The organism is Sporosarcina koreensis, from assembly GCF_000826145.2.
GTDB lineage: Bacteria > Bacillota > Bacilli > Bacillales_A > Planococcaceae > Sporosarcina > Sporosarcina trichiuri.
This window is the reverse complement of sequence record NZ_LN651334.1, coordinates 71,786-84,397: the sequence shown is the minus strand read 5'-3', so window position 1 is coordinate 84,397 and position 12,612 is coordinate 71,786. Positions and strand designations below refer to the sequence as shown.

Sequence of the window (12,612 nt, the reverse complement as noted above, 5' to 3'; positions counted from 1 at the left end):
GTACAGCCCCCTCAACTACAATTTACAGATGGTTCTTTCCCCAGTATACGTCATGCCGCCCTTTTTTTGAAGGATAAGTTGGCAAAACGGCGATAGATATACCGGATTGGTCCCAATAGGACGTAGACCACTGTAAAAAGGATGCGGAACACTGCCCGGATGCAGACATATACCAGCCGGATGATCCAGGTGACCGGCCGGATGACCAGCACAATGACCAGCCTGCCGAACAGACGGAACGGTCTATGGAACAGACTCGCATACAGCAGCAGACCGGCCAGCTGGGCGATCGGATCGTACATCCGCCACTCGCCCGCACGGTATTCAAACAGGACAGCGAAAGCGAAGCAGCCGGCAAGCAGCCAGCCCGCGCCTTCCAGAAGGCCGGAGATCCTCCGGATGTACGATGCTTTCTGCGTCCGGTCGATCCCTGTACCGATCATGTCCATGAACGCGCCTGCAATGACCCCTGAACCGATCATCGCAAGCAGGCTGAGGAACTGGCCGGAGATGCTCATCCGAACAATTTATGGAGGAAATTACGGGAGCCTGTCTCTTCTTCATCGTACTGCAGTGTGCTGACAGAGCCCTCCAATGTGAGAAGGCCTTTGTCGACATCCAAGTGGACGATGCGTAATTCTTCTCCTTTGATGGTCAGCATTCCCTGGGACGTGCGGACGAGGAACTCTTCTTGGTCGAACCGGTCGATAGTCTTTACAGAAGTGAGATCCATTCGTTTCCGGTTGCGCATGGTGACGACGTGGTCGCCGGATGGGATTGTGTACGTCGGACTTTCAGTTTGAATTTGCATAGTTCGTCCTCCTGTCGATTTTGTACACTGCCATCCTATGCGCGTCCAATAAAAAACATGACAGGAAAAGATCCTGTCATGCCCTCCTCAGTCTTCATCGTCCACGAATTCCGGTTCCACTTTGTCGAGTTTTTCTTCTTTGACGATCGTGTACATCGCAGCTGCATCCTCTTTTTTCGTGGAGGCTTTCAGTTCGTTCACTGTGACGGTGACGATCTTCTGGCCGAACCGGATGGCGAGTTCATTGCCCGGTGCCACATCCGATGATGCTTTCGCGACTTTCCCGTCGATCGTGATCCGACCCTGGTCCGCGACCTGTTTTGCGAGTGTCCTTCTTTTGATAAGCCTGGATACTTTCAAGAATTTATCGAGTCTCATGCTGGGTTCCTCCTGTCCGTTTGGCATCTTGCCAGAATTGTTCCAGCTCGTCCAGTGTATAATCGCTGAATGAACCGCGCCCGGCGGCTACGGCCTGTTCGATGTAGCCGAACCGCGTGCTGAACTTGCGGTTGGCATGCTGCATCGCTTCCTCCGGTGAGAGCTTCAGGAACCGGGCGATGTTGACGAGCGTGAAGAACACGTCGCCGAGTTCGTCCGTGCGGGTATCCTGCGTCCCTTCTGCCACTTCGTCCTTGAATTCCTGCCATTCCTCTTCGAACTTATCGAATGCTCCTTTTACATCCTCCCAGTCGAATCCGACCCGGGCTGCCGCCTTCTGGTAATTGAACGAGGTCAGCAGGGACGAGCTTGTCAGCGCCTGTCCGTCGAGCAGGGAGGTACGCTCCGGTTTCTCAGCCGCCTTGATGGCCTGCCAATTGGTCAGGACATCCTCTGTATCCTCGACTTCAATTTCCCCGAAAACATGCGGATGCCTGCGGATCATCTTATCCCCGACCGCCTGCAGGATGTCTTCCATAGCGAAATAGCCTTCATCCTCCCCGATCTGCGCATGCAGGAAGACCTGCAGCAGCACATCACCGAGCTCCTCGATGAGCCCGTCATCGTCTTCCCGATCGATCGCATCAAGGACTTCGTGCGCTTCTTCTATCAGATATCGTTTCAGCGACTCATGCGTCTGTTCCCGATCCCACGGGCAGCCGTCCGGTCCGCGGAGTGCGGCAATGATCGCGCGGAATGTCCGCCATTCCTTCAGCCTGTCCGTCTGTTCAGGGACAGGCGGCACGTAGACCGTCGTCAGGTTGTCGATCTCCGTCTCGCGGTCGAGTTCTACAAGCGGAAGGGTGCGCACCCGCTCAAGCGACGTCCCGGCCGCCTTCACAATCGTGACCGGATGTTCGACCGGGTATTTCTCGAGCAGTGCCAGTTTTACATCCGAAGCGACGAACGCATCATAGACCTGGCCGATCAGGATATGCTGCTGCATCAGCACATCATCCTGATGCAGGTCCGCTGCATCCAAAAGCTGGAACCCTTCAATCGGATCGATGCGGAGTGCCGAAAAGATCGGGTCGAGGAAGCTGCTGCCTCCCGCGATCTCCAGGATGGCATTCCCTGCCCGTTCCTGCTCGATCAGCAGCTGGACAGTACGTTCCGCAACGAGCGGATGGCCGGGCACAGCATATACAACCGGCTGTTCCGATGCCAGCTCCGTCAGCTGCCGGACAATCTCCTCATAGACCGCTTCGAACGAATCATTTGCCTCATAGACGGCATCGAAACTCCGCACCTGGACACCTTCCGCTTTCAGCTCGTCGACGGCCGGATGATGATCCGTCCGGACGATGAGCGTACCGGCGGCTTTCAATTTCCTGTAGACGCCAAGCGGCAGTTGGTCGAGTTCACCGGCACCAAGGCCGATTATCGTTATTTTTTCCATACAATCACCTTCTCTTTTTCGTCAATACCAGCTGCACGCGCGCAAGCCGTTTCCCGAACGGCAACAAATACCAATCCCGGTCGCCCAGCACACGCGTCTTCATGATGATGAACAGGAATACGGCAGCGCCGAGTCCGACAGCGGGCAACGCCGACAGTGCTGCAGACAGCCGGCTGTCCCCTGCCAGGCCTGCCGCATCGATTCCCGCTGTCCAGGCGAGCACAACGGCCGCCATTGCAGCGCCTGCCGCACCTATCCAGCCATAGAACCTGGCAGGGGCCAGGCGCGCCGGCCAGGTTTTCTTGAAGAGTAAAAGCAGACCCGCCGCTGTTACCGCAAACCCGATATTGCCGGCAAGCGCTGCCCCGGCAATCCCGTATACAGGGACGAGCAGGACATTCGACAGGACCTTCACAGCCAGCCCGAGTACCAGCCAGGCTGCCGGGCCTTTCCCGGAACCGGCCCCCTGCAGGATTGCACAGAGCGGCAGTACGAGCGACAGCCAGAAAATCTGCAGGCAGAAGATCGCAAGTGCGCCGGAACCGTCTCTTGTTTCAAACAATAACACATTCACATAAGGCAGCAGAAGCGCAAGACCGAGTGCGGCTGCAAATCCGAACAAGACAGCAACACGGTACGTCAGCTGTACGAACGGCCAGGCGCTCCGTCCTCCGCTTCTTGCCGTATGGTGCGCGATCAGCGGCACAATCGCCATCGCGAGCGTCGTGGCGATCAGGCTGCCGAGCTGCAGCAGCGGCTGGCCGCGGTCATAGATCCCTTTCAGGACCATGGCAGCCGTGTCATCGATGCTGTCCGCTGTCAGCAGGTTCAGTACCGTGAATGCATCCGCCAGCTGATACAGCAGGAGGATGAGGGAACTTGCACTCAGACTGACACTGACGACGGTCAGTTCGCGGATGACGCGTTTCCGGTCGATGGCTGCGGGCCTGGCGCGCACGGACCGGCGATGCCAGAGTGCCAGGATCAGGACGCCGGCAGCCTGGCCGATCACGGTCCCAATGACTGCAATCTCCCCTGTCGTATACAGCGACGCGCCCGAACGAACCGCGAGCCACGTACCCGCCAGAATGATGGCGACGCGGATTCCCTGCTCGCCGACACCCGACACGGCGATCGGCATCATGTCCCCTTTGGATTGGAAGACCCCCTTGTACACCGCAAGCAGAGGCATGACCAGCAAAATATAGGCACCCGCACGCAGCAGCGGCGCCAGGGCGGCATCCCCCATCATCCGTGCGATCGTTTGAGCACCGGTCAGCAGCCCTGCGAACGCGAGTATGCTCAGTACACTCAGATAGACGAACGATAAATTGATGATCGCCCGCCGTTCACCGGGATGTTCCGTACCCGCCAGCAGCTTGGAAATGGAAACCGCCGCACCGTACGTCGTCCAGATCACGAAGATCCCGGTGATCGGGTACACTTGCTGATAAATGTAGAACCCTTTGTCCCCGACCAAGTTCTGGAAGGGGACACGGTACACGGCCCCGAGCAGTTTGACAATCAAGGCGGAGACCGTCAGCATTGACGCGCCTTTCATAAATGTTTTCATATTCCAATCGCCTGCTGCCATGCTGAGTCCTCTTTCGTTTTGTGGATGGTGTCCATTATACCACTGCCCGCTTGAAACGACAGCTTCCCGGGGGCACGCACAAAAAAACCTGCACGTCCTGAAGGGTTCAGGCGGTGCAGGCAGATTACTGTTCCATCTGTTTGGCTAAAAACAAGGCGGCCGTTTCGGCAGTCTTCTGTTCGGCTTCCCCGACAAAGTGGACTTTCGACAATAAATAGATTGCGCCGATGGTATCACCGTTCACAACAATCGGAGTGACACAGTAGGATTTCACATGCTCGGTCTGTCCCGGCACCCATTCCACGGTCTTCTCCATTTTTTCCGTCACCATCGCCCGCTGCTTCAGCAGCTCTTCAGCGTCGGCAGACACCTGCCGATTCAAATAGTCCTTCTTCGGAAGACCGGCCACCGCGATGATTTCATCCCGGTCACTGATAAGTGCCGGCGTGCCCAATGTCTGATAAAGTGTTTCTGCATATTCCGCTGCAAACTGGCCGAGTTCGGAAATCGGGGAATACTTTTTCAGGATGACTTCGCCGTCCCGATCCGTAAAAATTTCAAGAGGGTCCCCTTCCCGGATCCGGAGCGTTCGCCGGATTTCTTTCGGGATGACCACCCTTCCCAAGTCATCGATCCTGCGGACAATACCGGTTGCCTTCATGCATGATGCCTCACTTTCTAATTGAAATCCGCTTTACGGACTCAGTATGCTTCATGCATGGGCATTTTATGCAGGGACGGGACTATCCGGCATCCACTTCGGCAGTTTCTTTCTCGGCTGTCCGCAGCAGCTGTATGATCGCTTCAAGCACATCGAACTCCGTCTGTTTACCGAGTTTCCGGTCATCGATCGTGATGACCAGCCGGCCGTCATCCATCGTGAAGCCGACAGCACGGCCATAGGCCATCGTTTCCGAGACGAGTTTCGCACCGTCCGTCTTCGCGGTCCCTTCAGCGGAGAACCGGATTTCGATGACGGACTGCTGTTTTTTGATGGAGGCAACGCCCGCTTCTTTCCCCCACGCTTTCAGGCGGCCTACGCGAAGCAGCAGTTCCGCTTCGAACGGCAGATCGCCGAACCGGTCGGTCATTTCGTCCCACAGTTCGTTGAAATCCTGCTCACCCTCAATCGCTTTCACGCGTTTATACATCTGGATCTTCTGGTAGCCGTCCTTGATGTACGTATCCGGCAGATAGGCATTGATCGGCAGGGAGATCTCCAGGTCAGGCCGGTCTTCTTTCGAGATGCCGGTCTGTTTCTCCTCCACGGCTTCCTGCAACATCTGGGAATAGAGATCGAACCCGACCGAATCGATGAATCCGTGCTGTTGGGATCCGAGCAGGTTCCCGGCTCCCCGGATGGACAGGTCACGCATTGCAATTTTGAATCCGGAGCCGAGTTCCGTGAATTCCTTGATGGCCTGCAGACGGTTCTCCGCCACTTCCGTCAGCACTTTGTCGCGCTGATACAGGAAATAGGCATAGGCAACCCGGTTCGACCGTCCGACACGGCCCCGCAGCTGATACAGCTGGGACAGGCCCATGCGGTCGGCGTCATGGACGAGCAGCGTATTGACGTTCGGGATATCGATTCCTGTCTCGATGATCGTCGTGGTCACGAGGACATCATACTCCCCTTCGAGGAAGCTGAGGATGATCTCTTCCAGCGCCGCTTCCCCCATCTGTCCGTGTGCGAATCCAACACGGGCTTCCGGCACCAGCTGACGGATCTCATCAACCTTTTTCGTCATATCCTCCACCCGGTTATACAAGTAGAACACTTGTCCGCCGCGGGACATCTCCCTCTCAATTGCCTCGCGCACCAGCGCCAGGTTATCCTCCATGACATAGGTCTGGACAGGGAACCGGTTAGCTGGCGGTGTTTCGATGATCGACAGGTCGCGTACACCGATCATCGACATATGCAGCGTTCTCGGAATCGGCGTCGCGGTGAGTGTCAGTACATCGACATTCGTCTTCAGCTGTTTCAGCTTTTCTTTGTGTGTGACGCCGAACCGCTGTTCCTCGTCGACGATCAGCAGGCCGAGGTCCTGATAGGCAACGTCCTTCGACAGCAGGCGGTGTGTGCCCACGACGATATCGACCGTGCCGTTCTTCAGTCCTTTCTTGGTCTCTGTCTGCTGTTTTTTCGACCGGAACCGGTTGAGCAGGGAGACCTCGATCGGGAAGTCGGCGAACCGCGACTTCATCGTCTCGTAATGCTGCTGGGCGAGAATTGTCGTCGGCACGAGGAATGCGACCTGCTTGCCGTCCGATACAGCTTTGAATGCAGCACGGATGGCCACTTCCGTCTTGCCATACCCGACGTCCCCGCAGAGCAGCCGGTCCATCGGCCGTTCCTTCTCCATGTCCTGCTTCACTTCGACAATGGACCGGAGCTGATCGTCCGTCTCTTCATAAGGGAATGCATTTTCGAAGGACCGCTGCAGGTCATCGTCTTTCGAGAAGGCGAACCCTTTCTGGGCTTCCCTCTCCGCATACAGCTTGATGAGGTCATCGGCGATGTCTTTCACGGCTGCTGACACTTTCGTCTTCGTCTTCTTCCATTCCGCCCCGCCGAGCTTGTGGAGCTTCGGCTCTTTGTCACCGGATGCGACATACTTCTGTACGAGGTCGATCTGATCGGCCGGCACGAACAGCTTATCTTCGCCGCGGTAGCGGATATCGAGATAGTCCTTGCTGACACCGCCGACATCCAAGGTCACGACACCATAATACTTACCGATGCCGTGCTGGACGTGCACGATATAATCACCGGGTTTGATTTCCGAATAGTTTTTGATGCGTTCCGCGTTCGAGATTTTCTGCGGACGGGCTTTCCGCCTCGGTTTCCCTTTGAACAGTTCACCGTCCGTGATGACAGCGAGATGCTGCAGCGGCAGCTCGAACCCGGCATGGAGACTGCCGTCGATGACTGTGATCATGCCGGCTTCCGCAGCAGCCGCGTTCCCGGTTGCCTGAATATCATAATCGGCCAGGATGGACCGGACTTTTTCGACCCGGTCGCGCCCTTCTGCGACAACGAATACATTGAAGCCGCCATGCTGCCAGCGCTCCGTCTCCGCTTTCAGCAGGTTCATCTGTCCGTGGAACTCCTGCATCGGCTTGCAGGAATAGGACAGCACTTCCTTCACCGTAATTCCCGGGAGGGTCCGTGTAAACAGGGACGTATACAGCTTTTGGGCAGTGAGCGCGGCATGCACTTCAGCAAACGGTACAGACAGCACCGCGTCATGTACGATCTTTCCTTCTTCCAGCAACGACAGGCGCCATTCCTCTTCGTCTTTCTCAAGCATGGCCGCGCCTTCCTGGACCCGGTTGATTTCATCGAAAACGACAAGCGCATCATCCGGCAAGTAGGTGTTGAGGGTCGTGACCTGGTCCCCCGCGAAGCCGGCGTACTTCACCATGCTTTCCGGCTGGACGCCAGCTCTCATCAGTTCGATATCCCCGGAGATCGTCTCCAGCAGATTCTCTTTGACTGTATCGTCTTTGACTTTTTTCAGACTCTTGGCAAGTGCCGCTTCCAGCTTGTCTGCGATTATCAGCAGATCCCCGGCAGACCAGGAGAATTCGGATGCCGGCTGCAGACTGACATCCGTCAGCTTGCCCGTGGAACGCTGGTCTTCGGCCGAGAATGTCCGGATCGAGTCGACATCAGTGTCGAACAGCTCAATCCGGATCGGATCGTCCGCCGTCAGCGGATAGATATCCAGGATTCCGCCCCGTAAAGCGAATTCCCCGGGAGCGGTGACCATGTCTTTCCGGGCATACCCCATGCCGGTCAGCCGATTCAGCCAGCTGTCCATATTGATGCTGTCCCCGACAGATACGGAAAGGGTGCCCGCGGCGAACCGGCCCTTTGTCGGGATCAGTTTCTTCAATCCGGCGACAGGCGTGATGTAGATGCCTTGTCCTTTGGATGCCAGATGGCTGAGCGTGTCGATCCGTCCTGCACGCAGTTCGAAGCTTGCGAATGCAAAGTCCGCCGCTATCAGTTCCTCTGCCGGATACAGATGGACACACTCCTCCCCCAGCTGTTTGACGAGATCGTCATATGTACGCTGTGCCTGCAGCATGTTCGGCGAAACGATGACCACCGGGCGGCCGATCTCCTGCTGGAGCGTCTGGAAGAACAGCGTCTTTGCGCCTCCTGTCAGACCTGTCAGCAGCTGCCGGTCCTGGCCTTTCGCCAATTTGTCCGCCAATTGCCCGATCTTTGCTGACTTCCGGTAATAGTTTACTAATGAGTCCATTCGGATCCGTCCTTTCTCCGTGAAATGCATAAGCACAAAAAGCTTTGCGCGCCTGCAGCAGGCGCCAAAGCCAGGCTTCTCACTGAAGCCACTTTTCAACTGTATAGTACTCGGGGAACATGCTCAGCGAGTCTTCGCACTGTTCGCAGATACAGCGGATTTCGAAGGATCCCCGGCCGTGCTCGGACAGGAACCCGTCATCCGATTTCTGCAGTTCAGCGATCGTTTCCTTCACGGACGCAAATGGCACGGAGCCGATCTCCGTCCGGCAATGCCCGCAGCGGTAGGTGACCATCCGCATCGCCGCCTTTCAAATGTACATGCTGTACAAGTATAGGCAGCACAGACAGCGCTTATGCCTGCGGGTCAGTTATAGTCGTTCATCACTTCAAGGAACGGTCTGCCCAGCCAGTCGCGGCAGGCAGCGGCGCTGCGTTCGACGGCCTCACGGATGAGCGGCTGTTCATCCTCGGAAAAAGGACCCAGTACATAATCCGCTACCGCCATGCGGCCGTCCGGACGGCCGATGCCGATCCTGACCCGGTTGAACACGTCGGTCCCCAAGTGGGCAATAAGGGATTTCACGCCGTTATGCCCGCCAGCCCCGCCTTTCGCCCGCAGCCGCAGTTTGCCGGGCGTAAGATCGAGATCATCATAGATGACGGCGATGTCCTCATCGTCCGCTTCGAAGTAATCCATCAGCGGCCGCACGCATTCGCCGGACAAGTTCATATAGGTGAGCGGTTTCACGAGCATCACTTTTTCACCGCCGGCCCGGACGGTCGTATAGAGACCGTTGAATTTCGTCTGGAAGGCGGGTGCATCCAGCTGTTCCGCCAGCAGATCGATCGCTTGAAAACCGACATTGTGACGGGTCATTTCATATTGTTTACCCGGATTTCCGAGTCCGATGATCATTTTCATAGGAACGCTCTCTTTCTATGGGGAATGTATCGTAAAACGTAAAAACAAGCGCACGGCGTGCCGTGCGCTCTTTGTATTATTCGCTGTCTTTGTCTATTTCGTTGACGACTTCCGGTTCAGCTGTGCCGCCGGACTCTTCGTCAAGTGCGTCAAGCTCTTCCTCAGTACGCGGTGCAGAGACGAGAACGATCGTTTCGTCGTCTTCGTTCTGGATTTCGTACTTGGTCCCTTCACGCAGGTCGGATACTTGGATCGTATCTCCGATGTCCAGTTTTGACACGTCGACTTCGATGCTCTCCGGGATGTCCGAAGGTTTTGCTTTGACTTTCAGTTCCCAAAGCGGCTGCTGGACGACGCCGCCCGCTTTCTCACCCGGTGATGTGCCTGTGAGGTGGATCGTCACGTCGACCTCAAGCTCTTCCGACATGTTGATGGCGAGAAAGTCTGCGTGCTCGACTTTGCCTGTCAGGACATCCGCCTGGTAATCGCCGAGCATGACGTCTATATCGTTTCCGTCCACCGATAGTTTGAACGCACCATTGCGGCCGTGTTCCTGAACGGTCTTGATGAGGTCGCGTTCTTCCACTGTGATCGGAGTAGATTCCGTTCTGAACCCGTATACGACAGAGGGCACTTTCCCCTCCTGGCGCAATTCGCGCAATGCTGACTGTGGAGCAGTTTCACGTTTTTCCGACTGTAATGCTGTACTCATATGCTCAGTCCCCTTTATAAAAGAAGTTTTCCTACATAGTAAATACCCGTTACATGACGTTCCAAACCCTGTCTGCCTGTTTCCAGCACGCTGCGCTGACGGCTCAGTCGAACAGTGTGCTGACGGATTTCTCTTCAAACACCCGGATGATCGCATCTCCGATGAGGCGCGCAACGGACAGCTGCTTGATCTTCGGTGAGTGTTTGTCTTCCGGAAGCTCGATGGTGTTCGTGATGACCAGTTCCTTGATCTTCGAATCGTTGATGCGCTGGATGGCCGGTCCTGACAGGACAGGGTGCGTACAGCAGGCATAGACTTCCGTTGCGCCCGCTTCAACGATTGCATTGGCTCCGGCCGTGATTGTGCCGGCCGTGTCGATGATGTCATCGATCAGGATGGCGATTTTGCCTTCGACCTGGCCGACAATGTTCATCACTTCACTGACGTTCGGTTTCGGACGGCGTTTATCGATGATCGCAATCGGCGCTTTCAGGCGGTCGGCCATTTTGCGGGCACGCGTCACGCCGCCGTGGTCAGGCGAGACGATGACGATATCGTCGCCTTTGAACCCTTGGTTTTTGAAGTGCTCGGACAGCAGCGGAACGGCCACCAGGTGGTCGATCGGGATATCGAAGAACCCTTGGATCTGCGGCGCATGGAGGTCCATCGCGATCACCCGGTCCGCTCCCGCTTTCTCCAGAAGGTTCGCAACGAGCTTGGCCGTGATCGGTTCACGGGAACGCGCTTTGCGGTCCTGGCGGGCATAGCCGTAATACGGCATGACGACATTGATCGTCCGGGCAGATGCACGGCGCAGTGCATCGATCATGATCAGAAGTTCCATCAGGTTATCGTTGACCGGGTAGGAAGTGGATTGGATGACGTATACGTCACAGCCGCGGATGCTTTCTTCGATATTGATCTGAACTTCACCGTCACTGAACCGTTTGACGGAACATTCACCGAGCGGGCAGCCGATGAAATCTGCGACTTCTTTCGCCAGCGGTTCGTTTGCGTTCAGTGTGAAGATTTTCAGTTTGTGGTTCGGATATTGATTGGCCATGATGGACCTCCTGTTTTATCGTTTAGAGTTTAGTTTCGCTGCATAGCCTTCCTTGTTCTCTTGGCGGACCCGGGCGATGGCCAGGGAGTCTTCCGGGACATCTTTCGTGACAGTGGATCCCGCGGCGACGTAGGAACCCTTGCCTACCTTGACCGGTGCGACCAGATTGGAATTGCAGCCGATGAACGCCTCGTCTTCGATTGTCGTCTTGAACTTGTTCTTACCGTCGTAGTTGACCGTGATCGAGCCGCAGCCGATGTTGACGGCGGAGCCGACGTCCGCATCCCCGATATAGCTGAGGTGGGATACCTTGCTGCCATTGCCGAATGTCGATTTCTTGATTTCCACGAAGTTGCCGACTTTGACATGGTCACCGAGTTCGGACTCGGGCCGGATGTGGGCGAACGGGCCTACAGCTGTATCGGCACCAATGATGCTCGACTTGACGACCGAGGAGTGCACCGTCGTCCGGTCGCCGATCGTGCTGTCCGTCAGGTGGCTGTTCGGGCCGATCACACATTCTTCACCGATGCGGCAAGCCCCTTCGATTAGTGTCCCCGGCTGGATGACGGTATCACGGCCGATTTCAGCATCCGCGCTGATGACTGCCGTATCAGGTGAAATGATCGTCACACCGTTCCGCATATGTGTTTCCGCTATCCGGCGGCGCATGACCGCTTCCGCCTGTGACAGGACGACCCGGTCATTGACGCCGAGCGTTTCACTGAAGTCTTCACAGGCATATGCGCCGATCAGGGATCCTTCCGACTGGAGGATGCCGATGACGTCCGGCAGATAGTATTCCCCTTGTGCATTGTCGTTCTTCACTTTTTTCAGTGCTTCGAACAATGCCCGGTTATCGAAGCAGTACGTACCGGTGTTGATCTCCCGGACGGCCTGTTCCTCAGGGGTGGCATCCTTCTGTTCAACGTTGCGCAGCACTTCCCCGTTTTCCCCGCGGATGATCCGGCCATAGCCTGCCGGGTTGTCTGCAATCGCGGTCAGGATGGTCGCTTTTGCGCCAAGTTCCCGGTGCTCACGGACAAGGGCCTCCATCGTCTCCGAGCGGATCAGCGGCGTGTCTCCGCAGACGACAAGTGTCGTGCCATCCAGATCGCCGAGCAGCTGTTCCGCCTGCTGTACCGCATGCGCAGTCCCGAGCTGCTCATCCTGCAGGACGTATTCACTTTTGGAACCGAGAGTCTGTTCCACTTTTTCTGCTCCATGGCCGACAACGGTGACGACACGGTCCGCCCCGATGCCTCTGACGTGATCGATGACGTGCTCCACCATCGGTTTCCCGCAAACCGGGTGCAGCACTTTATATAAATTCGACTTCATGCGTGTTCCCTGGCCTGCTGCCAGTACGATTGCATATGTACTTGTCATGAGCT

General features: G+C 56.4%; 12 protein-coding genes. All 12 read right to left on the bottom strand.

Annotation, left to right across the window (positions count from 1 at the left end; translation table 11 throughout):
* Nucleotides 1-50 precede the first annotated feature (50 nt).
* The 12 genes from yabQ to glmU all read right to left on the bottom strand — a co-directional run bounded on the left by yabQ (nucleotide 51) and on the right by glmU (nucleotide 12,607).
* Nucleotides 51-518 carry a spore cortex biosynthesis protein YabQ gene (gene yabQ / locus BN1190_RS01460; RefSeq protein WP_040285255.1) on the bottom strand — a complete coding sequence of 156 codons (468 nt, stop codon included), beginning with the start codon at nucleotides 516-518 and terminating at the stop codon, nucleotides 51-53.
* The gene (gene yabP / locus BN1190_RS01455) at nucleotides 515-811 is read right to left on the bottom strand and encodes a sporulation protein YabP (protein ID WP_040285254.1); all 297 of its coding nucleotides are present in this window, start codon (nucleotides 809-811) and stop codon (nucleotides 515-517) included. The genes yabQ and yabP overlap by 4 nt, the downstream gene beginning before the upstream one ends.
* Nucleotides 812-898: 87 nt before the next feature.
* On the bottom strand, nucleotides 899-1,189 hold the full coding sequence (locus BN1190_RS01450) for an RNA-binding S4 domain-containing protein (RefSeq protein WP_040285253.1): 291 nt from the start codon (nucleotides 1,187-1,189) through the stop codon (nucleotides 899-901).
* The gene (mazG, locus tag BN1190_RS01445) at nucleotides 1,176-2,648 is read right to left on the bottom strand and encodes a nucleoside triphosphate pyrophosphohydrolase (protein ID WP_040285252.1); all 1,473 of its coding nucleotides are present in this window, start codon (nucleotides 2,646-2,648) and stop codon (nucleotides 1,176-1,178) included. Before mazG ends, BN1190_RS01450 begins: the two co-directional genes overlap by 14 nt.
* A 4-nt stretch (nucleotides 2,649-2,652) precedes the next feature.
* Complete coding sequence (locus BN1190_RS01440) at nucleotides 2,653-4,221, bottom strand: putative polysaccharide biosynthesis protein (protein ID WP_244898651.1); 1,569 nt, start codon at nucleotides 4,219-4,221, stop codon at nucleotides 2,653-2,655.
* A gap of 145 nt (nucleotides 4,222-4,366) precedes the next feature.
* Nucleotides 4,367-4,903, bottom strand: a complete 537-nt coding sequence (gene spoVT, locus BN1190_RS01435; protein WP_040285250.1) for a stage V sporulation protein T — start codon at nucleotides 4,901-4,903, stop codon at nucleotides 4,367-4,369.
* Nucleotides 4,904-4,985: 82 nt separating this feature from the next.
* Nucleotides 4,986-8,519, bottom strand: coding sequence for a transcription-repair coupling factor (gene mfd, locus BN1190_RS01430; RefSeq protein ID WP_040285249.1), 3,534 nt, complete (start codon nucleotides 8,517-8,519; stop codon nucleotides 4,986-4,988).
* Nucleotides 8,520-8,598: 79 nt separating this feature from the next.
* Nucleotides 8,599-8,814: an anti-sigma-F factor Fin gene (locus BN1190_RS01425; RefSeq protein ID WP_040285248.1), complete on the bottom strand. Its 216-nt coding sequence runs from the start codon at nucleotides 8,812-8,814 to the stop codon at nucleotides 8,599-8,601.
* A gap of 71 nt (nucleotides 8,815-8,885) precedes the next feature.
* Nucleotides 8,886-9,443 carry an aminoacyl-tRNA hydrolase gene (gene pth, locus BN1190_RS01420; RefSeq protein WP_040285247.1) on the bottom strand — a complete coding sequence of 186 codons (558 nt, stop codon included), beginning with the start codon at nucleotides 9,441-9,443 and terminating at the stop codon, nucleotides 8,886-8,888.
* 76 nt (nucleotides 9,444-9,519) lie between these two features.
* Complete coding sequence (locus BN1190_RS01415) at nucleotides 9,520-10,155, bottom strand: 50S ribosomal protein L25/general stress protein Ctc (protein ID WP_040285246.1); 636 nt, start codon at nucleotides 10,153-10,155, stop codon at nucleotides 9,520-9,522.
* A gap of 103 nt (nucleotides 10,156-10,258) precedes the next feature.
* Nucleotides 10,259-11,218 (bottom strand): ribose-phosphate diphosphokinase, encoded by a 960-nt coding sequence (locus BN1190_RS01410; RefSeq protein ID WP_040285245.1) that lies wholly within the window; start codon nucleotides 11,216-11,218, stop codon nucleotides 10,259-10,261.
* Between the two features lie 15 nt (nucleotides 11,219-11,233).
* Complete coding sequence (gene glmU / locus BN1190_RS01405; protein ID WP_040285244.1) at nucleotides 11,234-12,607, bottom strand: bifunctional UDP-N-acetylglucosamine diphosphorylase/glucosamine-1-phosphate N-acetyltransferase GlmU; 1,374 nt, start codon at nucleotides 12,605-12,607, stop codon at nucleotides 11,234-11,236.
* Nucleotides 12,608-12,612 lie beyond the last annotated feature (5 nt).

Coding starts and splice junctions, on each gene's coding strand:
- spoVT (WP_040285250.1), bottom strand. CDS start 4,903: ATGAAGGCAACCGGTATTGTCCGCAGGATCGATGACTTGGGAAGGGTG.
- mfd (WP_040285249.1), bottom strand. CDS start 8,519: ATGGACTCATTAGTAAACTATTACCGGAAGTCAGCAAAGATCGGGCAA.
- BN1190_RS01425 (WP_040285248.1), bottom strand. CDS start 8,814: ATGGTCACCTACCGCTGCGGGCATTGCCGGACGGAGATCGGCTCCGTG.
- BN1190_RS01410 (WP_040285245.1), bottom strand. CDS start 11,218: ATGGCCAATCAATATCCGAACCACAAACTGAAAATCTTCACACTGAAC.
- yabP (WP_040285254.1), bottom strand. CDS start 811: ATGCAAATTCAAACTGAAAGTCCGACGTACACAATCCCATCCGGCGAC.
- BN1190_RS01450 (WP_040285253.1), bottom strand. CDS start 1,189: ATGAGACTCGATAAATTCTTGAAAGTATCCAGGCTTATCAAAAGAAGG.
- pth (WP_040285247.1), bottom strand. CDS start 9,443: ATGAAAATGATCATCGGACTCGGAAATCCGGGTAAACAATATGAAATG.
- glmU (WP_040285244.1), bottom strand. CDS start 12,607: ATGACAAGTACATATGCAATCGTACTGGCAGCAGGCCAGGGAACACGC.
- BN1190_RS01415 (WP_040285246.1), bottom strand. CDS start 10,155: ATGAGTACAGCATTACAGTCGGAAAAACGTGAAACTGCTCCACAGTCA.
- yabQ (WP_040285255.1), bottom strand. CDS start 518: ATGAGCATCTCCGGCCAGTTCCTCAGCCTGCTTGCGATGATCGGTTCA.
- BN1190_RS01440 (WP_244898651.1), bottom strand. CDS start 4,221: ATGAAAACATTTATGAAAGGCGCGTCAATGCTGACGGTCTCCGCCTTG.
- mazG (WP_040285252.1), bottom strand. CDS start 2,648: ATGGAAAAAATAACGATAATCGGCCTTGGTGCCGGTGAACTCGACCAA.